This is a genomic window from Pseudoalteromonas sp. GB43, from assembly GCF_054923805.1.
This window is the reverse complement of sequence record NZ_JBPCHJ010000001.1, coordinates 870,607-891,889: the sequence shown is the minus strand read 5'-3', so window position 1 is coordinate 891,889 and position 21,283 is coordinate 870,607. Positions and strand designations below refer to the sequence as shown.

At 39.7% G+C, this 21,283-nt stretch carries 24 protein-coding genes and 2 pseudogenes; 15 read left to right on the top strand and 11 right to left on the bottom strand.

Going from position 1 to position 21,283, the window contains the following annotated elements; translation table 11 throughout:
- Positions 1–46 precede the first annotated feature (46 nt).
- Positions 47–583 carry a cysteine hydrolase family protein gene (locus ACRWSG_RS04215; RefSeq protein WP_462165720.1) on the top strand — a complete coding sequence of 179 codons (537 nt, stop codon included), beginning with the start codon at positions 47–49 and terminating at the stop codon, positions 581–583.
- Here the strand turns inward: ACRWSG_RS04215 and ACRWSG_RS04210 are convergent.
- Positions 564–1,463: a LysR family transcriptional regulator gene (locus tag ACRWSG_RS04210; RefSeq protein ID WP_294411147.1), complete on the bottom strand. Its 900-nt coding sequence runs from the start codon at positions 1,461–1,463 to the stop codon at positions 564–566. The two genes, ACRWSG_RS04215 and ACRWSG_RS04210, sit on opposite strands and share 20 nt — an antisense overlap.
- 106 nt (positions 1,464–1,569) lie before the next feature.
- Between ACRWSG_RS04210 and ACRWSG_RS04205 the strand changes: the two genes are divergently transcribed.
- From ACRWSG_RS04205 to ACRWSG_RS04195, 3 genes are all read left to right on the top strand, one after another.
- A complete protein-coding gene (locus ACRWSG_RS04205) occupies positions 1,570–2,403 on the top strand; it encodes a type 1 glutamine amidotransferase domain-containing protein (protein WP_187489980.1) in 834 nt (277 codons plus the stop codon).
- A 43-nt stretch (positions 2,404–2,446) separates the two neighbouring features.
- Complete coding sequence (locus ACRWSG_RS04200) at positions 2,447–3,601, top strand: iron-containing alcohol dehydrogenase (RefSeq protein ID WP_462165719.1); 1,155 nt, start codon at positions 2,447–2,449, stop codon at positions 3,599–3,601.
- Between the two features lie 118 nt (positions 3,602–3,719).
- Positions 3,720–4,547, top strand: a complete 828-nt coding sequence (locus ACRWSG_RS04195; RefSeq protein ID WP_462165718.1) for a hypothetical protein — start codon at positions 3,720–3,722, stop codon at positions 4,545–4,547.
- A 20-nt stretch (positions 4,548–4,567) separates the two neighbouring features.
- On the opposite strand, the gene ACRWSG_RS04190 is transcribed toward ACRWSG_RS04195, so the two are convergent.
- A complete protein-coding gene (locus ACRWSG_RS04190) occupies positions 4,568–5,041 on the bottom strand; it encodes a YqhA family protein (protein ID WP_054551913.1) in 474 nt (157 codons plus the stop codon).
- 157 nt (positions 5,042–5,198) lie between these two features.
- Between ACRWSG_RS04190 and ACRWSG_RS04185 the strand changes: the two genes are divergently transcribed.
- The gene (locus ACRWSG_RS04185) at positions 5,199–5,384 is read left to right on the top strand and encodes a hypothetical protein (protein ID WP_462165717.1); all 186 of its coding nucleotides are present in this window, start codon (positions 5,199–5,201) and stop codon (positions 5,382–5,384) included.
- Positions 5,381–5,956 (top strand): hypothetical protein, encoded by a 576-nt coding sequence (locus ACRWSG_RS04180; protein ID WP_462165716.1) that lies wholly within the window; start codon positions 5,381–5,383, stop codon positions 5,954–5,956. Before ACRWSG_RS04185 ends, ACRWSG_RS04180 begins: the two co-directional genes overlap by 4 nt.
- A gap of 69 nt (positions 5,957–6,025) precedes the next feature.
- Here ACRWSG_RS04180 and ACRWSG_RS04175 read toward each other — a convergent pair whose 3' ends face one another.
- Both ACRWSG_RS04175 and zigA read right to left on the bottom strand, forming a co-directional pair.
- On the bottom strand, positions 6,026–6,694 hold the full coding sequence (locus ACRWSG_RS04175; RefSeq protein ID WP_194442773.1) for a DUF1826 domain-containing protein: 669 nt from the start codon (positions 6,692–6,694) through the stop codon (positions 6,026–6,028).
- Positions 6,694–7,888 (bottom strand): annotated as a pseudogene (gene zigA, locus ACRWSG_RS04170) (zinc metallochaperone GTPase ZigA). The gene ACRWSG_RS04175 and the pseudogene zigA overlap by 1 nt, the downstream one beginning before the upstream one ends.
- A gap of 172 nt (positions 7,889–8,060) precedes the next feature.
- Here zigA and ACRWSG_RS04165 point away from each other — a divergent pair.
- Positions 8,061–9,056, top strand: a complete 996-nt coding sequence (locus ACRWSG_RS04165) for a Kelch repeat-containing protein (protein ID WP_462165715.1) — start codon at positions 8,061–8,063, stop codon at positions 9,054–9,056.
- Positions 9,057–9,146: 90 nt separating this feature from the next.
- Positions 9,147–10,147 (top strand): annotated as a pseudogene (locus ACRWSG_RS04160) (family 43 glycosylhydrolase).
- Between the two features lie 66 nt (positions 10,148–10,213).
- Here ACRWSG_RS04160 and ACRWSG_RS04155 read toward each other — a convergent pair.
- On the bottom strand, positions 10,214–11,026 hold the full coding sequence (locus ACRWSG_RS04155) for a DUF2306 domain-containing protein (protein ID WP_462165714.1): 813 nt from the start codon (positions 11,024–11,026) through the stop codon (positions 10,214–10,216).
- 224 nt (positions 11,027–11,250) lie between these two features.
- Here ACRWSG_RS04155 and ACRWSG_RS04150 point away from each other — a divergent pair, with 224 nt between their 5' ends.
- Positions 11,251–12,153: a helix-turn-helix domain-containing protein gene (locus tag ACRWSG_RS04150; protein WP_462165713.1), complete on the top strand. Its 903-nt coding sequence runs from the start codon at positions 11,251–11,253 to the stop codon at positions 12,151–12,153.
- Positions 12,113–12,388: a helix-turn-helix domain-containing protein gene (locus ACRWSG_RS04145; RefSeq protein ID WP_462166893.1), complete on the top strand. Its 276-nt coding sequence runs from the start codon at positions 12,113–12,115 to the stop codon at positions 12,386–12,388. The genes ACRWSG_RS04150 and ACRWSG_RS04145 overlap by 41 nt, the downstream gene beginning before the upstream one ends.
- Positions 12,389–12,391: 3 nt before the next feature.
- On the opposite strand, the gene ACRWSG_RS04140 is transcribed toward ACRWSG_RS04145, so the two are convergent.
- The 3 genes from ACRWSG_RS04140 to ACRWSG_RS04130 are packed head-to-tail and all read right to left on the bottom strand — an operon-like array spanning position 12,392 to position 14,661.
- Positions 12,392–13,132, bottom strand: coding sequence for a response regulator (locus ACRWSG_RS04140; RefSeq protein WP_462165712.1), 741 nt, complete (start codon positions 13,130–13,132; stop codon positions 12,392–12,394).
- A 16-nt stretch (positions 13,133–13,148) separates the two neighbouring features.
- Positions 13,149–14,120, bottom strand: coding sequence for an ATP-binding protein (locus tag ACRWSG_RS04135; protein ID WP_462165711.1), 972 nt, complete (start codon positions 14,118–14,120; stop codon positions 13,149–13,151).
- Position 14,121: 1 nt separating this feature from the next.
- Positions 14,122–14,661 (bottom strand): heme NO-binding domain-containing protein, encoded by a 540-nt coding sequence (locus ACRWSG_RS04130; RefSeq protein ID WP_194442769.1) that lies wholly within the window; start codon positions 14,659–14,661, stop codon positions 14,122–14,124.
- A gap of 276 nt (positions 14,662–14,937) precedes the next feature.
- On the opposite strand from ACRWSG_RS04130, the gene ACRWSG_RS04125 reads away from it, so the two are divergent.
- A complete protein-coding gene (locus ACRWSG_RS04125; RefSeq protein WP_462165710.1) occupies positions 14,938–16,524 on the top strand; it encodes an RICIN domain-containing protein in 1,587 nt (528 codons plus the stop codon).
- A 57-nt stretch (positions 16,525–16,581) separates the two neighbouring features.
- Here the strand turns inward: ACRWSG_RS04125 and ACRWSG_RS04120 are convergent, their stop codons facing one another.
- Positions 16,582–17,730: a hypothetical protein gene (locus ACRWSG_RS04120; RefSeq protein WP_462165709.1), complete on the bottom strand. Its 1,149-nt coding sequence runs from the start codon at positions 17,728–17,730 to the stop codon at positions 16,582–16,584.
- A 264-nt stretch (positions 17,731–17,994) separates the two neighbouring features.
- Between ACRWSG_RS04120 and ACRWSG_RS04115 the strand changes: the two genes are divergently transcribed.
- The 3 genes from ACRWSG_RS04115 to ACRWSG_RS04105 are packed head-to-tail and all read left to right on the top strand — an operon-like array spanning position 17,995 to position 19,609.
- The gene (locus tag ACRWSG_RS04115) at positions 17,995–18,849 is read left to right on the top strand and encodes an alpha/beta hydrolase (RefSeq protein ID WP_462165708.1); all 855 of its coding nucleotides are present in this window, start codon (positions 17,995–17,997) and stop codon (positions 18,847–18,849) included.
- Positions 18,846–19,403: a DUF2975 domain-containing protein gene (locus ACRWSG_RS04110; RefSeq protein ID WP_462165707.1), complete on the top strand. Its 558-nt coding sequence runs from the start codon at positions 18,846–18,848 to the stop codon at positions 19,401–19,403. The genes ACRWSG_RS04115 and ACRWSG_RS04110 overlap by 4 nt, the downstream gene beginning before the upstream one ends.
- Positions 19,403–19,609, top strand: coding sequence for a helix-turn-helix domain-containing protein (locus tag ACRWSG_RS04105; protein ID WP_054551900.1), 207 nt, complete (start codon positions 19,403–19,405; stop codon positions 19,607–19,609). Before ACRWSG_RS04110 ends, ACRWSG_RS04105 begins: the two co-directional genes overlap by 1 nt.
- Here the strand turns inward: ACRWSG_RS04105 and ACRWSG_RS04100 are convergent.
- Positions 19,606–20,376, bottom strand: coding sequence for an AraC family transcriptional regulator (locus ACRWSG_RS04100; RefSeq protein WP_054551899.1), 771 nt, complete (start codon positions 20,374–20,376; stop codon positions 19,606–19,608). The genes ACRWSG_RS04105 and ACRWSG_RS04100 overlap by 4 nt on opposite strands.
- Positions 20,369–20,815: a carboxymuconolactone decarboxylase family protein gene (locus ACRWSG_RS04095; protein ID WP_138599883.1), complete on the bottom strand. Its 447-nt coding sequence runs from the start codon at positions 20,813–20,815 to the stop codon at positions 20,369–20,371. Before ACRWSG_RS04095 ends, ACRWSG_RS04100 begins: the two co-directional genes overlap by 8 nt.
- A 157-nt stretch (positions 20,816–20,972) precedes the next feature.
- Here ACRWSG_RS04095 and ACRWSG_RS04090 point away from each other — a divergent pair, with 157 nt between their 5' ends.
- Entirely contained in the window at positions 20,973–21,221 is a 249-nt protein-coding gene (locus ACRWSG_RS04090; protein ID WP_054551897.1) for a hypothetical protein, read from the top strand.
- Positions 21,222–21,283: the final 62 nt, after the last annotated feature.

Genomic DNA, 21,283 nt, shown 5'->3' with positions numbered 1-21,283 from the left:
AAATTCAGCAAACTAGGCGTCAATACAATGAAAAAGGGTTTATACAATGACAAACACAGCATTACTAATTATCGACTTACAGAATGATTACTTTGAGGATGGCGCGTTTCCTTTATGGCAGGCTAAACAAGTAAAAGATCAGCTCGTCGATGTGATAAAACAAGCCACAGAGCGCGGGGTTTTACCTATTCATATTCAGCATGTTGCTGATCCTTCTCAGGGTTTAGCGCCATTTTTTAATGAAGGTACAGAAGGTGTTGATATTCATCCTGATATTTTAAATGCAGCACCAGAAGCCCCTGTGGTTGTAAAACACTATGCAGACAGCTTTCATCAAACTAATTTAGAAGATGTTTTAAAGCAGCATGGTATTAAAAAACTATTGATCGCAGGTATGATGACGCAAAACTGTGTAACTCATACAGCTATCTCAGAGCAAGCTAAAGAGTACGATGTGGCAGTTTTAACAGATGTGTGTACCACAGTATCTGAAATGCTACATTTAATCGCACTAAATGCGCTTGCCCCACGAGTAAAACTGCTAGACGCAAAGCAAGCCTTGCTTAGTTTGCAAAGTAATTAATATTTGCAAAGGCCGAAATAACATCTTTGGCAAATGCAATACGGGGGTGTTTTAATGCCCCTTTGTTCCAAACTAAGTAAATTATGTTTTCTGGGCCTTCGGGCCCCAGTTGCACAAGCTCCCCGGCTTTTATCTGATCGCGACAAAGGTAATCGGGTAATACAGAATAACCAATACCTGAACGAATAATATTGCTAATAGCACGTATGTCCGGGCAAATAGCAATGACGTTTGAGTGGCATTTTGCGTTGAATACAGCTTCAAAGTATTGTCTTATCAAAGGCAGCTCTTCATCATAAGCAACGACATTGTAGCTTGAGAGTAAATCTGCGGTAATGGCGCTGTCTTTGATTTCTCGGCCATGTAAACGGTTCATAACCAAAATGAGCTTTTCTTTGTCGAGCACTAGGCTATCAAATAGTGCAGGATCAGGCGCTGATGCGGCAATAGCAATATCTGCAGTACCTGATTGCAAGGCATCAAAAATTCTCACTTTATTACCAATATGCAGAACAAGATTTACATTGCCAGATTGCAGTAAGTTGGCAATTTGTGGCCCCGATACACTACTAATATATTCGGCAGGTCCTGCAATATTAACAGTGCCATGCGCGGCATCAGAACGTGCCCGTATCGACATGATTTTTTGCTCTAATATATCGATATGACCAGAAACCTGCAGCGCTAAATCATGTGCAGCGGCAGTGGGGGTAACACCGCGGGCTTTGCGCTCAAATAAAGATTTACCAACGACTGACTCCATTGCTTGAATATGAGAAGTCACCGAAGGCTGAGATAAGCCTAAATTAGCCGCAGCCTTCGTAATATTTTTACAACGATAAACTTCAACAAAGGTTTTTAATTGCGTGAGATAAGACATGTAACTGTACGAGCCATAAATATTCTGATTGCTCCTCTTAATTTATCCGAATTCTACTCGCCCCGCAAACCCACTATGATGGCTTCACTTTCTAAGAGGATGAGTTATGAAAAAGATATTACAGCGACTAACGCTTGTTGCTGCATCAACTATGTCGATGTTTGCAGTGGCGGGTGAAGGCGAAGTATTGGTTATTTTATCAAGTGAAACAACCATGGACTTAGCTGACGGCCAGAGCATTGAAACAGGCTACTACCTAAATGAGTTTGGTGTGCCAGCAAAAGCATTAGTTGATGCGGGTTATGAGCTTGTACTTGCAACACCTAAAGGTAATGCGCCTCAAGTAGATAAAAAATCAGTGAGCACCGATTACTTTGATGGTGATGAAGCTAAAATGCAGAGCATTCAGCGTTTTGTAGCATCACTTCCTGATATCAATGATACCGCGAGTTTGAGCGAAATTTTAGCGGGTGACTTAAGCCAATATGAGGCTGTGTTTATCCCTGGAGGCCATGCACCTTTAATTGATTTAGCAAACAACCCAGAAGTGGGTGAGATTTTGCGTCATTTTAATAAGCAAGGTAAACCAACAGCGGCAATTTGCCATGGCCCAATTACGTTGTTGTCGGCACAAGTTCAGCCAAATTCTTATTATCAAGCAATAAAAGATGGCGAAAAGGCAGCGGCCAACAACTGGATTTATGACGGCTATAAAATGACTATTTTTTCAGACCCTGAAGAGCGTGTTTTTGAAAGCAGTTTAGAAGGTAAAAAGCTTAAGTTTTATCCAGCTATGGCAATGGAAAACGCCGGTGGAAATATGGCATTCGCTAGTGAGTGGCAGCCTAATGTGGTTGTTGACCGCGAACTCATTACGGGGCAAAACCCGTTTTCAGATAAATTATTAGCAGAAAAACTTTTAGAAATGTTAGCTAAGTAAATTAGCTAATTAGCAATTTAAACCTAATTTAAGGGGCATTTAAATGTTGAACTTTATTTATAAAAATCAAACCGAAATTTTGTTTGGTAAAGGTCAAATGAGTGAGATCACGTCACGTTTACCAGAAAACGCTAAAGTACTATTACTTTTTGGTGGTGGCTCAATAAAGAAAAACGGCGTTTACGACCAAGCAATGAGTGCGTTAGCTGATGTTGATGTTATAGAGTTTGGTGGTGTTGAACCTAACCCAACATACGAAACACTGATGCAAGCTGTGGCAAGTGCTAAAGAGCATAATGTTAACTTTATTTTAGCTGTTGGCGGTGGCAGTGTTATTGATGGCGCTAAGTTTGTTGCAGCAGCTTATAACTTTGCAGGTGAGCCGTGGGATATCCTTGTTAAAGGTGCTGAGTTTAGTAACCCGCTTCCTATTGGTGCAGTTTTAACTTTACCTGCAACTGGCTCTGAGAGTAACGGTAACTCAGTGGTTACTAAAAAAGAGACGTCGCAGAAACGTGCTTTTTCATCATCGAGTGTGCAACCAGTTTTTGCAGTACTTGATCCTGAATATACTTTTTCGTTACCAGAGCGCCAAGTAAGTAATGGTGTAGTAGATGCGTTTGTACACGTTATTGAGCAGTACTTAACTTACCCAGTAAATGCGCCATTACAAGATCGCTTTGCAGAAGGTATTTTACAAACTTTGATCAGCGAAGGACCTAAAGCGCTGAGCGAGCCGCAAAACTATGATGTAAGAGCCAATGTTATGTGGTCGGCTACAATGGCACTTAATGGTTTGATTGGTCAGGGTGTACCGCAAGATTGGTCTACACATATGATTGGTCATGAATTAACAGCCCTTTACAATCTTGATCACGCACAAACGCTGGCGATAGTTTTACCTGCGCTAATGCATGTTCAAAAAGAGCAGAAGTCTATTAAAATACAGCAACTTGGTGAGCGAGTGTTTGGTTTTAATTATAGCGATGAAGCTGAACAAATCGATAAAACGATTAAAGCAGTGCAAGACTTCTTCGAAGCAATGGCTGTGAAAACACGCCTTGCTGATTATGACCTTGATGAACAAGCAATCGACGCGGTTGTTAAAAACTTAGAAAAGAATGAGTTAACTACGCTAGGTGAACACGGTGATATTGATTTAGCGAAAGTTAAGCAAATATTAGCGCTTGCACTTTAGGGCTTAAATTTAAAGGCGTAACATAAGCTGTTACGCCTTTTTAAAAAATTGAAGACGTTTAATTCTATTGCATAAGCTAGTAAAATCTAGGCAATAAATTATCGATAAAAATCACACCATGAAACTTACCCATTTATTTTCAAGCGCTTGTTTAGCTTTATCTTGCTTTGTTTATGCAGAACCTGCAAAGTTTTATGCTAATGAAGTATTGCAAAAACAAACGCCAACAGCATACGCGCTCAGTGAATCTAATATTCCTTGGTTAGAGCAAGCACATAAGCAAAGACAACTTGATGCAGAAAAACTGGTCAACGCCTTAAAGCAAAATAAAGCGCTTTATAAAAAGTTAATGAACTGGGAAGCGCTATCGTTTGAGCAGCGAATGGCTTTACTACCAGAGGTGTTTGCAATTGAAATTAAAAGCTTTGCTATTACAGCACCAACCTTGGTGATAAATAACACCTTGTATCCGCAAAGAGCAGTTAATTTTGTGTTTGATGTACGTTACCCAGGTGCAGGATTAGTTTATTTAAACCCAGATAAGCTCAAAGAGATGGAAGTTTATGCGCCATTAGCGTTTTTATTACACGAAACCCGCCATGCATACCAATTTCAGCTAGCCTTTAAAGAGCAAAACTTATTAGCAAAAGGTTACTTAAGTGCATTTAAAACGCAGAGTAACTTATCGGGCGCATCATTTAGTGATTTTTTAACACTACTTAATGAGTACGAGGCGTTTCAATTCGGTAATCAGGTACTTGAACTGCTCACTGATGGTAAGTTTGAATCAGCAATGATGGGCACATTTGCTAGCCAATTTAATGAGCATAACCACTTAAAAATTGATTTGCTCGAACTGGCTAAAGAACCCCAAAAGGGCAGTTTACTTGAGCGGTTTAATGCCGCGATGAAAGAGCAATATAAGCTACGTTACCCTGAAAAATAAACTAGCGTAGCGAGTATTCACTATTTCATTGAGCGCCATGCAAAGGTCGAGGCGGCAACCACAATCGCAATAGAAATACCAAGGTAGAGGGTTTCTATTGTGCCGCCAAACTCAACGGCGTGTTCTAAAAACAGAATCACCAAAATCACAGATGTTACCTGCACTAAAGTAATTTTTAAGTCATGAAAATCTTCGATATGAAAGGCGGCCAAAAACTGGCTGCTTTTTGTTGTTGAGGGCGATATAAATAGCCGGTACAGACTGATGGTAATGACTTGAAGAGTAATACCGATGAGTAATAGGTCGAGAATTTTTAAAAGCTCGACAATTAACTCTTTCCCTCCTTTTGCTGAGTCAGGTAGCGCGGTGATGGTGACTTTAACAACATTGAAAACGATATTCACACAGGCAATGTAAACGAGTAACGATGAAATGGCTGTGGTGAGAATCGCGATAATAACTAAAAACCGGCTATTTTGAAAAATGCGCTCCATATCAACTCACACAAATTAATTTCTTTAATATACGTAGTTTAGCTCGTTTTTGATTAATTACTGAACATATTATATGCCAAGTTAAACCTAACTTATTAGTTCTTTGCGTATTTACTCGTAAGGTCGGGTTGTGTATAAGTTTAAGGAACATTGAAGGTTGTTCTTATTAAGCTTTATTTTAAAAGGGATATTTATGGGTTCTATGGCTAAGCACTCACTGGAACTGGATTTAAATGATAAAAAATGGTTTCGATATGCAGCCTTTAAAGGGAAATCATCACTAACCGAAGATTCATTAACAGAACTAGAATCTTTGCCAGGCTTAGCGACGTTATCAGGATGATCCAAGTGATTTTTGCGCTTATGGTATGCGCAATCTCACTATCTAGTTTTTATTTAGTAGATGCTGTTAAACCATGGTTGGCTTTTTTAATTTGCCTTACAAGCTTTTTATTGGTGTTTATTACCAAACGCATCATGACTTACAAGAAGTATGGCTTTGGTTCTAAATGGGCAATGAGCATAAGCAAGGATGAGCTTAAAGTTGATAAGTTGACGTTTAAAAAGCACCAAAATCGTCCCATCACAATTGCTAAAAATGAAATCGCAGAGGTGTTATTTCACTATACGATGGATCTAAAACGCAAACGAAAGTTTGGCGAACCCCGAGTTAGATTACCTACTTTGCATGTGTGTGAAATTCACTTAAAAAATGGTGATACCCATGAAATTGACGGGATGCGGGTAGGGCTTTTTAACGTATTATATTTAATGGTTTTTCATGGTTATCCATTAAGCTTTAAAGGCACTTTTGCTGGTGGTGCAGGGAATGTCTTAATTTTGTTACTAAGGATGTTTGCTCTATCAGCAATTGCAAGTGCGCTTAGTATGCTTTTCGTTAATTTAAAGCCATGAGCAGTTGTTGTGTATTCTTGAATGAAATAGCGCCTATTAAAATCAATAGACGCAACAGGTACGCTCGAATTAAGCAATAAAGTCAAGGGTTACAAGTAGTCGTTTTTCGCCAGCAGCGAGTGCTGGTGAGCGGTGCACAAGGCCTTTGCCTTCGTTATCTTGCCAAGTTTCGCCTTTTAATAAGGCTACATCACCCACATTTAGAGAGTGAATTTTAGCATTTGCTGTCATTAATCCTGATTCTTCATCGCTTAATCCTTGATGACCAGCGCCAAGTTTGGTGCGATCAAGTCCTGCATTTTGCAACCACTGCGAACCACTACCATAATATGTGCTGACTAACCGGCAAGGGACTTTATCAACATGAAAACGTGGGCACATGGCACGTTCAAGAACTCTTAGGCGTAATCCGGTTCGCTTTAACTCAAATAAATAACAAAACATATCAACAAGCTGAGCGAGGTCGGCTTTAAGCTCTTTTGCTTGAGGTAGTTTTTCAAGGGCTTTATCAATGTCAGCCACAATGCTGTTTTGATTGATCACAGCGTTAATGCTGAGTTCTGGGTTGGCTGTAATACTCTCAGCTACTTCTGATTGCAGCTGTTCAGCTAAGTTACGCTGCCAAATTGCAATGTTATGCTCAGGTTTATAAATTTGTGAAAACACCACAGGGCTTAACGCTGTTGCGGCCGCTGTTGGTAGGTTATCAGTGTCATGTTCTAATGCGTAGGCTGTCATTATGCTTCCTCCCAGACAGGAAATGGATCGGGCAGGGTTTGCCAAAGCGCTTTGCCTGCTAATAGTTCATCGTCGCTAAGTAAGCAGTTATCGAGAGCTTGAATGATCGCTGCTTGATTGAGGTTTTGACCAATAAAAACCAGCTCTTGGCGCATATCACCAAAGGGCTCTTGCCATACTTGGTTAATTGAATCTAAGTAGTCGCTATCTGTTGGCCACTGATCTTTCGGTAAGGCTTTCCAAAATACCCCGCCAAAACCATAGCGGGCTATGCCGCCAGCTTGATTCCATTGGCAAGCAAATTGTGGTCGAGAGGCTAACCAAAAGTAGCCTTTGGAACGAAGTAATTTGCCTTCGCGCTGATTGTTATGAATAAAGTTATAAAATTTTTCAGGGTGAAAAGGGCGGCGATCCGTAAGTAAAGCTGCTAATACCGTATTCTTCGGTTTCTGGGGTATGTTCGCCGCGCAGTTCTTTTAGCCAGCCAGGTGCTTGCTGAGCTTTTTCAAAGTTAAACAGGCCCGTGCCCAAAATTGTATTGATATCAACTTGGCCATTTTCAATGGCAATCAGTTCTGCAGAGGTATTTAATGAGTTTAAAATGGCTTTTAAACTCTCAAGTTCATCGGCACTAATTAGGTCTGTTTTACTAATTAAAATGACATCAGCAAACTCAACTTGATCAATAAGTAAGTCGGCTACGCTTCGCTCATCTTCATCACCTAAGTGTTCGTTGGTTTCTTGTAAGAATTTGGCTTCGTTAAAGTCGTTTAAAAAATTAACGGCATCAACGACCGTGACCATGGTATCAAGCCTTGCAACATCAGACAGTGACACGCCATCTTCATCGGCAAAGGTAAATGTTTCGGCAACAGGAAGGGGCTCAGAAATACCCGTTGACTCAATAACCAAATAATCAAATTGGCCTGTTTGCGCTAAAGCGCGTACTTCAATGAGTAAGTCTTCACGCAGTGTGCAGCAAATGCAACCATTGCTCATTTCTACTAGTTTTTCTTCGCCGCGGCTAAGCGAAACATCGTTTTTAACTGTTGCTGCATCGATGTTTATTTCGCTCATATCATTGACGATTACAGCCACTTTTTTGTCTTCACGGTTATTTAAAATATGGCTGAGCACAGTGGTTTTACCTGCACCTAAAAAGCCAGAGAGCACGGTGACGGGGAGTTTGCTCATAGTAGTGACCCTTAATAAGATTAAACAAAATACGCTAAATGTTTTGTTATAATATATCAATTTGATGTCATTTAGGAATAGTAATCGTTGTTCGAGTAAGACTATTTGGCAGTGTACGAATAGGTACAGCTGGCTTAGTCTTTAGCTAATCAACTGCTTATTAAGGATTTATATGCGATTAACCAAACTGTTGCCGCTTTTTATGGCGTGTTTTCCTTATACGTTATCGGCAAAAGAGCCGTTAGCACCAAAGCTCCCTGAGGCTATACAAGAAATCTACCCTACAGTCATGAATCAACAGATTTGGGTTGCAGGGGGTATCTCTACCGAGCTGCCAGCATCTGCGGATAAGATGACTGCAAAAGTTCATTTTTGGTCGCCTGAGTATGCAAGTTGGCAATCAGCCCCGAGTTTACCTGAAGGGCGTCATCACACGTATTTAATCGCAGTAGAAAACAGACTATTTGCTTTTGGAGGTTTTGTTAATAGCCAAGGCCAATGGACCAATAGCCGTGATGTGCTAATGCTAGATAAAGGCGCTAAAGCATGGCAAAAGGTGGCGAGTTTGCCTTTTGCGTTAAGTGAGACTGTGGGCGCAGTGCTTAATGGTAAAGTGCACTTAGCAGGTGGACGTAGCCCAAGCAGTGAGAAAAATGGCCAATGGCAGCATAGTTCAGATGTGAGTGCGCATTTAGTCTTTGATCCTAATAGCTTCACATTTACAGAAGCGGCTCCTTTACCTTCAGCTAGAAACAGTGCGGCGAGTGCTCAAGTAAACGGTCGTTGGTTTGTGCTAGGTGGCAGAACCGTTGGCGGTGAGCCTATCTCAGACATGCTCGAATACTTACCCGATACAAACACATGGCAAGCACATGCAGCACTCCCTAAAGCACGAGCAGGGCATGCGGCAGCGGTTATTGATAATGCTATCACTGTGTTTGGCGGTGAACATAGGAAAGGAGTTGATCGTGAGGTTTTTAGCTATGATTTGTCTAAGCAGCAATGGCGCAAATCTTTCGAGTGGCAAACGCCACGCCACGGTTTAGGAGCTGTTACGTTAAACGGCCAAATTTGGCTAGTGGGTGGCGCCACAAAGGTAGGACTTTCTGAAACGAGCCGTGAAGTGAATAATGCAAATGTGCTGCTTGAAGGTATGAAAGGTTTATGATTACTGTCTGTTAAAAATAATGTTATATTTGTATTCTTACCAAAAAGTAATAAAATAATACAAATTAAAATTTAACGATCAGGTTTCAAGATGACATTACAAACAAATAGTCCGTTAGTAGAGCAGCGTGCCGATCCATTTGTGCATAAGCACAGCGATGGTTTTTATTATTTTACCGGTTCTGTACCAACTTATGATCGCATTGAACTTCGTAGGGCTGCTACATTAGAGGGCCTAAAAGACGCTGAAACCTTTGATATTTGGTTCAAACATGACAGCGTCCGATGAGTCGTCATATCTGGGCACCTGAAATTCATTACCTCGATGGCAAATGGTATATCTATTTTGCAGCGAGTGAAGAAGATGATATTTGGGCATTACGCCCGTATGTGCTTGAGTGTAAAGGTCAAGATCCACTAAATGATGAATGGATTGAACTTGGCATGATGCAAGCGGCTGAGGGCGATGAAAAGTCGTTCACTGATTTTTCTTTAGATGCCACTATTTTTGAAAATAACGGTAAGCGCTACTTCTGCTGGGCAGAGAAAACGGGTGGTCAATTTGCGGCATCCAACTTGTATTTAGCACAGATGGAATCTCCTATTAAGCTAAAAACAGCACAGTTTATGCTGACGACACCTGATTACGATTGGGAGCGTGTCGACTTTTGGGTAAACGAAGGCCCGGCAGTACTTAAAAATAACGGTAAAATCTTCATTGCTTTCTCTGCAAGCGCAACAGGTGCATGTTACTGTATGGGCTATATGGAAGCGGATGAAAACAGCGATTTACTTGATCGTAATTCGTGGACCAAAACACGTATGCCAGTACTTGAAACAAGTGTTGATAAGAAAATTTTTGGTCCAGGTCATAACTGTTTTACAGTAGCTGAAGATGGTGAAACACCACTGTGTATTTACCATGCCCGAGACTATGAGCACGCAGTTGGTGAACCAAGTGTGGTGCCAAAAACAGACACTCGTCCACTTGAGGAAATAGTAAAAGATCCACTTTACGATCCAAACCGCCACGCTCGTGTGATGGAAGTAAAATACGACGAAAATGGTCGTCCGCTATTTGAATTGTATTAATTTACAGTGATTCAAAATTCGCTTACAAAGCCACCTACTCAGGTGGCTTTATTGTATGAGGTTTAGTTAGCTAACAATAGCTGGGTACCAGTTTGCCATAGTCACCCCAAATAAGCCGATTAAGAACACGATTGATATTAGCGTCATCAAACAGGCGGTGCCGATAGTGATAAAGGTAATATTCGTTCGAGCTGCATAGCGGACAAGTTCGGCTATTAAAAGGGGGACTAAGTAAGAGCAAAGGCTAACGGCAAGCACGGCAGGCCCTGTAAATGTAGCGGTATCGACGCCTAAGGTGCCAAATACTAAAAACCATGCAAATATTAATAATCTAAAAAACAACACACCGTTAGCGGCAAGATATAAGCGTATGATCCATACTTGATGGGCGTTGAAGTTACGAGCCCTTGCGGTTTTAACCGCAAATAGACTTGATACGATAACCACTAAGCCGCCAAACATTGTCAGCGCATGCATCAAGGTATTACCAACGGTGCCCCTTACTATCATTAAATACATGCCAGCAAATGAAATACAGCAAGCTAAAACAACAAATACACGGCCATTATAGCGATGAAATGTTCGGTATTTTGTTCTCAGTTTTTCAATCAGCTGTAAGCTTCCGCCAAGGATCATCACGACAGCAAATAATACATGCACTGCATACATCAAATTCCCCGTTGCATCATTGGCAACATAAGCGGTGTTATTAAGTCGGTTCCAACCTGATAGACCTGTAGTTAACCCTGTCATTCCATAACCAAGAATGAGGTAAATCACAAAGCAAGTTTGCGCCATTATCAGGCTACTAAACCAAAGCTTTTTACTGTATTCGAGCGCCTTTAAAGGCGTGAGTTTGCTATTTTTGTTAAACATCATCAAATCCATTATATTTTTCTAATACCTCAAATATAAAGGGCTAGAGAAGAAACTCTTCTCAAATTCGAAATTTGATCAATAAAATATTGTGATTATTTATGAGAACTCACACAGGGTTTGACACATTCACTAACAAACTCTTTTTGCTATGTTGATTTTGAAAAAGTACACTTATCTGATTGGTAAAAAATTCATCAATCCCCCAATTTAAGGCATGAAGAGTTATGCAAAATACATCCCCTTATTACTTACTCGTTTTCGTTTGTATGGGGCTCATGCTGCTAAATGGCATGAAAAAAGATAAGCAACTTATTCATTATCTGTTTGCTGTATTTTGTGGCTCGCTTTGCATGGTTGGGGTGCAAAAAATTAGTGCGCCCAGTATTGGTGTTTACAGTTATTTAATTGGCTTATTTACCTGCGCAACTTGTAATATGGCTTGGCTTATCTCACGGACTTTATTTCGAGAGCAAAAGCCTATTTCTAAGGTGCATATTGCAGTGGCAACTGTTATTGCGGGGTTAATTATGTTTAACCAGACGTGGCATTATTTGGTGAATATTGATGTAAAGCTTTTCCCTGATAGCCAATTTATGTGGCGTTTAAAGCAGGGGATGACCGAAATAACGGTGTTGCTATCGTCTAGTATTCTGGTGCTCTCTTTTTGGGAAGCATTACGGGGTTATAAAGGTAAAACAGAAACGCAAAAGTTGCAGGCAAAGATTTTTGCTAGCTGCTACTTCTTAGCTGTATTTAATGCCAGCATTTTGCCTAAATTTTTATTCAGTGAGAGCGAGTTTCGACAATTTGAGCCGCTTATAATTACCTCATCTGCATTGTTGATTGTATTTGCCATGCAGCTAGTAATGTTCTTGCAAAAACGTGCCCACAACAGCGTGCCTGAAGCTGTTGATAGCAAAGTGGTGAACTCTGAAAAGGTAGTGAAAGCTACCAATCAGGCTGAACAATCTGAAAATAATGAGGTAGAGGCTGAGCTTATTACTGGTATAGAAGCACTCATCAATAAGCAGGTTTATTTGCAAACTAATTTGAAAATTTCTGATTTTGCCCAAGCATTAGCAGTACCTGAGTATAAGAATCAGCCGGGCAATTCGTTACCACTTTAAAGCTACAAATTTTAATTTATTTATTAATCAGTACCGAATACAGCATGCGCAAGGGTTGTTACTAAAAGACGAAGCAAGTCATTGGAGTATACTCAGTATTGCAATGGAAAGTGGTTTTTCTTCGCTTGCTACCTTCAACCGTGTTTTTAAAAACATCGTTGGGGTTAACCCTAACGAGTTTCGTAAGCAGAACAACTCAATAGGTGAACAAAAAATCATAGAGCTTACTGACTAAAAGTTACAGAGGCTTTTGCGTTAAATGCTCAGCAATGACCTCAAACATGGTTTGCACTTCTATTGGCTTGGCGATGTAGCCTTGCATGCCAGATTCTTTTGCTTTAGTTAGGTCGGCTTCCATGGTGTTGGCGGTCATGGCGATGATTGGAATATGGGCAAACTTTGATTGCTGTTTAATTTTATTCGCGGCGGTATAACCATCCATTCTCGGCATTTGACAGTCCATTAAAATGCAATCGAAAGTGTTTTTCTCAACAGCTTCAATCGCTGCAATGCCGTCTTCGGCGATATCAACAATAAAGCCATTTGAACGCAATATTTGCGATGCGACTTGTTGGTTTAGCGGGTTGTCTTCAACGAGAAGTATTTTTGAGCCCGCGAGCGTTTTAAAACAGGTGTTATCTACTTTGTTTTCCTTTTTAGTAGCAATCCCCATCACATGCTCAAGGGTTTTCAACAGGTTCCCTTTTATAATCGGCTTTAAAAGTATTTCTTCAACGGTTTTATCTAGCGTACTTAGCGTGTCTTTAACTTGTTGGTTTTCAAAAGATGCGAGAATAATGGTTTTTTTAATGTCGATAGAAAGCTGTTTTTTGAGGTTTTCTAAAATGTTATTTTGTTCACAGTTTAAAACGTGCCAATCTAAAAAAATAAAGTCGTAACTATGGCTAATATCGACCTCAGAGAGTTTTTCATCCATGCAATCAATAGTTTTTACATTGATGCTTAATGTGTTGAGCATGCTTTGGAGAATAGCTTCAGGTTAGGTCGCTTTGCTCAATAATAAGAGCTCGCTTATGTTTGAAAATGTTTGTGTCGTGGCAGCTTTGCATACCCGATAGCGCAAATGACACATCAAAACTAAAGCAACTCCCTTTGTTTAATTGGCTTTTTACCTCAATGTGACCACCCATAAGCTCGATGATCTTTTTACTGATAACAAGACCTAGACCTGTACCGCCAAACTTACGTGTTGTTGAAACATCGGCTTGTGAAAAAGGCTTAAACACAGTATTTACTTGCTCTTGAGACATACCAATGCCTTGGTCAATGACCTGAAATTTAATACAAATAGAGGTATTGGTTTGTGACTCTTTTGTCATTTTTAGCGTGACATTTTGCTGGTTTGAAAACTTAATAGCATTGCTCAGTAAATTTAACAAAACTTGATTGAGCCTAAGTGCATCACCGATTAAAAATTCAGGAATATCATCGTCAATTTCAAAAATGACTTCGATGTTATTTTTCTCAATTAAGCTACTGGCTAAATTAGCTAGGTTAGCGAGAAAGTTGTTTAGATTAAAATCACTGTTTTCAAGTTCGAGCTTATTGGCTTCTATTTTAGAAAAGTCGAGAATGTCATTGATAATACCAAGCAGTGATTTGGCCGAGAGTTGGATTTTTTCAATGTAATCATATTGTTTGTCGGTTAATTCTGTATCAAGGGCGAGGTGGGCCATGCCTAGAATTGCATTCATTGGCGTACGGATTTCGTGACTCATATTCGCTAAAAACATCGATTTAGCTTGGTTGGCGGCATCGGCTAACTCTTTGGCTTTATTTAAATCCCGGGTGCGAATGATGACTTCTTGTTCTAGATTTTCGGCTGCATGTTTTAGCGTCATATTGGCTTCATATAACTCTAAGGATTTTTGTTCTAAAAGCGCTTCGGCTTCTTTTCGAGCCTGGCGCTCTCGTTCTATTCTACGTTTATAGAGTTCTTCATCCACATTAAGCTTCTTTTGTTAGAGTAAAAGTGGCAGATTGATAGTTATCCTCAATCTCGCTTTTAACGGTAATAACTTCATTGAAATGTTCGCATGCGCCCTCAATTAAGCCCTCAGCTAGACATGCAAATGGGTTACCAGAGCGATAAAACATTTGCATTTCGCTCTGGCTAATTCGTTTAGTTTCAAAGCTTGGTAATTCAGCGTCGTTGTAGAGCTTTTTAACCTCAATATGTACGTGTTGGTCAATGGTATCAAGGAATTCAAAAGTACTTTCGACACTATCAAAAAAGTGTGGAAATAAAACAAAAAAACGCTTTAACAAATACTTACCATAAGCATGAACCAGTTCATCAACGGGCTTATTTATGTGATTGCTTAATGAGCTGACCAACATTAACAGCTCTTTATTGTCGTAGTTTCCAACGCTGGTGTAAGCGCCGTTTGAAGTAAGTGAGTTTTCTTCAATGATTTTGTCTGCGACCTCATAAGAAAACTCATTTTCGACCATTTCTAAAAACTCGGTAAAGACGATACCTTTCATATAATTGGCCTAATGATTTTTCATACTTAAAGTTTAGATATAAACAAGAGTTTTACAATTTTTATGTATCAAACTTTAGTATGACTAGCGATAAAATCAGCTATTAAGTTTTTTGCTTTAAATAACACAGACTTTGTCGGGAGTTGTAGCCATGTAGTTTTCAGATGGCTTACTAGTTTCTTTACAAAAAATAAACATTAATTGTGTTTTTGGGTACATGCAGGTAGTCTATCTTTATAGGTAATTTAATATTATAAATAGTTAAGGAAGATAGTCTTGAAGATTTACAGCTCAACTAAGTTGTTAGTGAAAACATTAATAGTACTTTTGTGCTTTACTCAACATACCTTACAGGCACGAGAATGTAGTGCTATGCCAGAATCTGGCAATGTATACTCTGTAATTAATAGGGGGTCTGGCCTTGCACTTGATGTAAATACCAGTGATTCTAGCTCAGCCCCGAATATTATTAGCTACGAATACTGGGGTGGAAATAACCAAAAGTTTCAGCTTATTCAAGAAGCAGATGGCTATTGGATTATTCGCTCTAAATTTAATAATAAAGTTCTTGATGTGTTGAACTCATCGCAATCAAATGGTGCAAATATAATTGCTTATGATGATTGGCAAGGAGCAAATCAACGTTGGTTGTTAAAAGCATCTTCATCGGGCGGCTTCAATATCGTTAATAAGTTAACCGGTAAATCTTTGACAGTTGCAGGCTCAAATAATACTGCAAATGTTTATCAAAATGATGATGCTGGGATCAGTTCACAAAGATGGTTTATTAATCCAGTAAATGGCGACTGTGGGACTACAGGAACCACTCCTAGTGACTTAATAGGCTTTGCATCTCAAGCAGACCAAGATGGATTGAGCACAACGACCGGTGGTGGGAATAACACAGCCATCACAGTATATAGCTGTGATGATTTAAGTACGGCGTTGAGTTCTGGCTCTGCTGCGGTTATTCAGGTTCCAGATAACACCGTGATTGATTGTAGAACCGCCAATAGAACGGTGCCAGCTTGCCCACTTGATTGTGGCCAATGGGGTGATTACGGTAAAACTTGGTACAGAATACCTGTTGGTAATCAAAGCTGTAGTGAGTTGGGAAGTAGCTCAAACTCAACCGTGAATGTTACCCGCAATGATAGACGTATCATTGTGCAATCAAATAAAACGCTGCAAGGGTTAGGTAAAAACTCGAAAATAATTGGTGCCAGCCTCGTTATTAGCAAGCAGCGAAATATTATTATTAAGAACATTATGCTTGAGGATATTAACCCTGCGCTTGTTGAAGCTGGTGATGCTATTTCAATAGATGATAGTAGTCATGTATGGGTTGATCACATGGCATTTAATAAAATAAGTGATGGATATATTGATGTAGACAATAGTCAAAACGTTACTTTAAGTTGGAATCGTTTTTACGGGCATAACATGCAAGTTTGCGCTAACCAGCATTGGTATACTCATTTATTCAGAAACTCTCAAATAACAGCGCATCACAATTTTTGGGATACAGCAGCAGGGCGAAATCCTAAAGTCGATGGCTATAATTCACGTGTGCATATGTTTAATAATTACTGGAAGAACATTACTTACTTCTCAATTAGTGCAGGTAATGGCGCTGAGGTTTTAGTAGAAAGCAATTACTTTGAAAATTCAGCAAAACCGCACTGGAATCAAGGCTCGGGTTATTTTAGTGCTTCAGGAAATATTTACACTGGAAGATCAGCAACTGATCAATATCGTGATAGCGGAGCAGCGGTATTTGGTGATGTTCAACTTTACCCATACCGCTTGGATGATCCAAATTCTTTGGGCAGTAAAGTGAATGGCGGAACAGGCCCACAATAAATACTTATTGTGAGTTGGAAAAAGCTCAGCTATTACTAAATAGCTGAGCTTAACGTTTTAAATTGCAACTAAGCTTTGCTCCAGCATCGCTTTAATTTGCTTAACAATTTTAGCTTCTGTCTCGGGCTCAAATTGCTGAATACGTGGGGTGTGAATATGCCCTGTAGGGATGTCTGAATTAAGCTCATCACGCAGTCGAATACTACGATACGAAATTTCATTTGATAAGTAGCCGCCGCCACCGCCTTTGACAGCAATCGCACCTTCTAATTCTTTAAGAGATTGTGGCTCAAATGCTTTTTCAAGCGTAACGACTTTATGATTGTCGTTGATTGGGAATGGCCCTTTGGCTTTTTGCATCTGCTTAACGGGTAAGCTAAAAGTGACAAACTCATTGCCCGGAAGAGGGCGACCGTTAAGGCTCGAAATTTTCGGTGCAGTGGCTGTGCCGCCATACACAATATTGGCGTTATCGGGCGCCGTTACACTACGGCGTTTACCTGGAAAGCGTTCAAGATCAAAGTCTTTACTGCCCATACTAATAGTGGCAATCATATCGACATTGTTAAGTGCGTAATAGGGCGCAAGTAATGATTCGATAATACCTTGATCAAAGTCTTCGTAGCGTACTGGCACCATCACCGTATTGATCTCTGCGCTAATGCCATTGTAATTAATCACTTGGTCATCAAGTAATAATGCCGCAACACCTGATGGGTTACTTTGATTAATATTTCTATCTAAAAGGAACGGATCAAAACCTGTAATTAAAATGCGTTTATCGGTTTTTTTACTGTAATCAAGGTCGGTTCGGCCTCGGCTGCCATTTTCAAGCATGGTTAATAACGCGGTTTGTTCACTGTCGGTCATTGCAAACTGAGGTTTGCTGGTGCGAATAATCTTGCTTGAAAGTAAACGTGCCCAATACAGCTCTCGGTCGTCGAAGCTGTTGGTTTTAATTATACGCGCTTTGGCATCGCGCCATAATTGTTTGGCGTAATCATCAATAAGGTCACTTGCTTGCTGATAACTGGTGGCAGCTTGCCACTGTTTTTCAAATTGATTTACTTCATCAGAAAAAGCACTCAACACCTTTGGCATGGCTTTGCTGGCTTTTTCAATACGCAGTTCTTCAACGGTTAAATTGGCTGCAAATGCAGTAAATGACGAGGCGATTAAGCTAGTGGCAAGTAAAACTTTTTTCATGATTATCCTATTTAGTTACAGCAGGTTTTGTAGGCTTGAGTTAACTATCCTATGGATAAAAGCTGAGCGCAAATAAAATCGCTCAAAACAGAATTAGAGAAATAATGAATGAACAGAGATAGCGCTTTTGCTCAATACTTTACCTCAAAGGAAGGACTTTAAATGTTCGATATGAGTTAATTAATTATCGTTTTTCGGTAATTTTGGTTTGTTTTTTAACTTTTTCAGTGCCATAGTAGTTTTTTTACTAGAAGGATCGTGAAAATGAAATTTGGTTCTATAGCAATCGTTTCGCTGATTGTGTTGTTATTAACTGGTTGTACGACAATTAAAGTTGAGGAGTCTCACTTTTTGTATCCGGATAAAAAAATAACGATGCAGGATATACAAAATGTTGATGCGACAGCCAAAAAGCAAGAAGTAACTTTATCCACCGATGAAGGCATCACTCTTAAGGGCACCCTAATTAAAGTTGCAGATGCACGCGCAACAGTTATTTACTTTGGTGGCAACCAGTTTCGCGTTAGTGCCGCAGGTGGAGATCCTGCCAAGCTACTTTTACCTTTTCAGGTAAATATTCTAATGATGGACCATCGCGGTTATGGGCTGAGTTCTGGAGTACCCAGTGTGGCTAATCTAAAAGCTGATGCATTACTGGTGTTTGATTATGTGAAAAGCAGAGCCGATCTAAGTACTTTGCCTGTGGTGATCCATGGTCATTCTTTAGGAAGTATGATCGCAGGTTATGTTGCCAGTCAGCGCAACGTCGATGCTCTCGTACTCGAAGGCAGTGTGACAAATGTTGAGCAGATGACAGCAGCACGAATTCCGTGGTTTGCTAAACCGTTTGTTAGTGTTGAATTTAGTGAAGAGATTAATCAAGTTGATAATTTAAAAGTATTACAAGTTTACCAAGCACCGCTATTAATAATCACCGGTGAAAAAGACACACAAACGCCACCTGAGTTAGCGGAAGATTTATATCAACATGCAAAATCTCAGCAAAAGCAGCTTTACATTGCAAAAGGTAAGCATCATTCAAATGCGTTGACAGGTAAGCAGTTAGCGACTCACTATGAGCAACTTTTAAAACAAATAACACTGAGTAAATCGTCATGAAAAAAATAGTGTGGATGAGTACGCTGATCCTAAGCTTGCTACTTTTTACGCTTATTAGTTTGTTAGTAACAAGCATTATTGTCCTTTTCAGTGACAGTGATGTGTTAAGTTTTACGCAAAGTAACGGTGCGCATATGTGGATTGGTCTTGAAGTCAGTGGATCTTGGCAAGGAATCGCTCAGACATTGGGTGAGCATGGCTTTGATTGTGTTTTATGGCTGGGTCTTGTGCAATTGCTGCCGTTTTTTCTTATCAATATAATTTTGATTCGGTTATTTCTGCTTTACCGATGTGGATCTTTTTTCACTATTGAAAATATCCAATGTTTTAAATGGTTAGGTGGCGTATTATTAGCGCAATTTGCACTAGTTGTCTGCTATCCATCACTACTTATAACTCTTCTTAATTTTGCAACAGGAACTGATATGGGAAGAGTCGTGACGATACAAGATACTGATATTATAGGTTTAGTGGTGGGGTTGATTATTTATGTTATTGGTTGGATTATGGGCCAAGCACAGCAACTACAAGAAGAGCAAGAGTTAGTGATTTAATGGCGATTATTATTGATTTAGATGTTGTGTTAGCTAAGCGAAAAATGAAATCTACAGAATTAGCTGAAGCGATAGGTATTACGCCACAAAACTTATCCGTTCTTAGGGCTGGGCGAGCTAAAGCTGTACGCTTTACAACCTTAGATGCAATTTGTAAGCACTTAGGTTGTCAGCCAGGTGATATTCTGCGTTTTGAAGATGACTAACGCAAAATGAGTTTTGTTTGTTTAGTTTGAGCGTCTTTTAATAACTTGCGGTATTTTGCCGGGGTGACGTGCATTATTGCTTTGAACTCTTTGATTAAATGGGGCTGATCGGTAAAGCCACACTCTACAGCAATATCTGCAAAGCTTTGCTCAGGGTTCTCCTTAATTGCTTGTTTAGCCAGTTTTACTCGGTAAATACGTTCAAAATATTTAGGTGTGACACCACATTGCTCCTTAACCTGCCTTTCAAGCTGACGTTGACTCAGTGGGGCACGCTGATAAGCCGTTTCGAGAGGCGTTAACTCAATGAGATTACGGATTAAATGTTTTGAGTGTTTATTATGTTGATTTAATCTGTGCTGGCTAGTGAAATACGATTTGACCAAGGTCACAAACTTTTCGAGGTTGGCACTCTGTTGCAAGGTTTTTGCTATAGCATTTAATGAGCTCTTTGCGACGATAGGGTGTGCAGAGCGTTCAAGTTCAGGTAATACGGTCGGGTTAAAACGAATACCACAGAACACAGCATTTTCTGAAAAAGTAAGTTTAGAAGCATGTGTAGATGTTTGTTGGAATGCATAAGGGGGGAGCAACTGATGGTCATCAAGCAGTAGCTCACCTGCAACAGGAAATATAACACCTGTAGCTCCGTCACAAGCAAGCCATTGCTCCCCTTGAAAATTCGCCTTGGCAAACCAAATAGCTTGAATACTTTGGGCAATATCACCTTTAGGGGTCATCAGTTCTAAGGTAAGGTGGTTACTCATTAAACTCCACTTCAGGTTTAAACATTTTCACAATACGGTTCCAACTATTAATGGCATTAATAGCGATTGTGAGAGCGACTAACCCTTCGTCTGTAAATTCTTTAACTAGCGATTGGTAGAAAGTATCATCAATTGGCTGTGCTTGTGTCAATTTTTCTGACAAAGTTAGCGCAAGTTGTTCTTGGTTAGTGTAAAAGGGCATATCTTTCCAAGCACATAAACCAATAATACGGTTCGTAGTTTCACCATAGTCTTTTGCTTGTTGTGTGTGCATCGCAATACAAAAAGCACATTGATTAAGTTGCGACACTCTTAATTTAATAAGCTCCCATGTTTTTAAGCTGAAAGTCGTTTCGGCAGCCTGTTTTATAAGTTGCTCTTGTTCCATTAGGTGCTTTATTAGCAGTGGTTGTAAAGAAAAATAGTTAGCTCGTTTCATAAATAATCCTTAAATAATATTTTCAACGAGCTTAGTGCTTATGCATTGTTTAATATTGCAAAAAAACGACATTTTATAGAGTTTCTTAGACACGCCAATTAGCACCTTATTTTGAATCCTGCTATGCTACGCGCATTTGCAACACTGAGTATTTGAGATGATTAACGATAACGATGTAATTGAAACATTAGATGAGTTAGAAACGTTTTTACGCCTAGTTGAAAATGGCGGTTTAGGGCTTGAGAACGTAGCCGGAGTTGCACTTGCTACAAACAATAGTGATGGTCGCCCATTTGTTGCGGTGCTTGATGATAGTCATAAGCTGCTACTGGGTCGTTACGTAAGTAATGATGTTTATGAAAACGGTAAAGATATGATCCGTTATGGGACTAAAAAAGCACATTAGCGTTTTTCTTGTTGATAATGAATTGCTATAGTGGCGGCTCGTTTTCATGATTATCTATTAGT

Coding starts and splice junctions, on each gene's coding strand:
- ACRWSG_RS04215 (WP_462165720.1), top strand. CDS start 47: ATGACAAACACAGCATTACTAATTATCGACTTACAGAATGATTACTTT.
- ACRWSG_RS04210 (WP_294411147.1), bottom strand. CDS start 1,463: ATGTCTTATCTCACGCAATTAAAAACCTTTGTTGAAGTTTATCGTTGT.
- ACRWSG_RS04205 (WP_187489980.1), top strand. CDS start 1,570: ATGAAAAAGATATTACAGCGACTAACGCTTGTTGCTGCATCAACTATG.
- ACRWSG_RS04200 (WP_462165719.1), top strand. CDS start 2,447: ATGTTGAACTTTATTTATAAAAATCAAACCGAAATTTTGTTTGGTAAA.
- ACRWSG_RS04195 (WP_462165718.1), top strand. CDS start 3,720: ATGAAACTTACCCATTTATTTTCAAGCGCTTGTTTAGCTTTATCTTGC.
- ACRWSG_RS04190 (WP_054551913.1), bottom strand. CDS start 5,041: ATGGAGCGCATTTTTCAAAATAGCCGGTTTTTAGTTATTATCGCGATT.
- ACRWSG_RS04180 (WP_462165716.1), top strand. CDS start 5,381: ATGATCCAAGTGATTTTTGCGCTTATGGTATGCGCAATCTCACTATCT.
- ACRWSG_RS04175 (WP_194442773.1), bottom strand. CDS start 6,694: ATGACAGCCTACGCATTAGAACATGACACTGATAACCTACCAACAGCG.
- ACRWSG_RS04165 (WP_462165715.1), top strand. CDS start 8,061: ATGCGATTAACCAAACTGTTGCCGCTTTTTATGGCGTGTTTTCCTTAT.
- ACRWSG_RS04155 (WP_462165714.1), bottom strand. CDS start 11,026: ATGATGTTTAACAAAAATAGCAAACTCACGCCTTTAAAGGCGCTCGAA.
- ACRWSG_RS04150 (WP_462165713.1), top strand. CDS start 11,251: ATGCAAAATACATCCCCTTATTACTTACTCGTTTTCGTTTGTATGGGG.
- ACRWSG_RS04140 (WP_462165712.1), bottom strand. CDS start 13,132: ATGCTCAACACATTAAGCATCAATGTAAAAACTATTGATTGCATGGAT.
- ACRWSG_RS04130 (WP_194442769.1), bottom strand. CDS start 14,661: ATGAAAGGTATCGTCTTTACCGAGTTTTTAGAAATGGTCGAAAATGAG.
- ACRWSG_RS04120 (WP_462165709.1), bottom strand. CDS start 17,730: ATGAAAAAAGTTTTACTTGCCACTAGCTTAATCGCCTCGTCATTTACT.
- ACRWSG_RS04115 (WP_462165708.1), top strand. CDS start 17,995: ATGAAATTTGGTTCTATAGCAATCGTTTCGCTGATTGTGTTGTTATTA.
- ACRWSG_RS04110 (WP_462165707.1), top strand. CDS start 18,846: ATGAAAAAAATAGTGTGGATGAGTACGCTGATCCTAAGCTTGCTACTT.
- ACRWSG_RS04105 (WP_054551900.1), top strand. CDS start 19,403: ATGGCGATTATTATTGATTTAGATGTTGTGTTAGCTAAGCGAAAAATG.
- ACRWSG_RS04100 (WP_054551899.1), bottom strand. CDS start 20,376: ATGAGTAACCACCTTACCTTAGAACTGATGACCCCTAAAGGTGATATT.
- ACRWSG_RS04095 (WP_138599883.1), bottom strand. CDS start 20,815: ATGAAACGAGCTAACTATTTTTCTTTACAACCACTGCTAATAAAGCAC.
- ACRWSG_RS04090 (WP_054551897.1), top strand. CDS start 20,973: ATGATTAACGATAACGATGTAATTGAAACATTAGATGAGTTAGAAACG.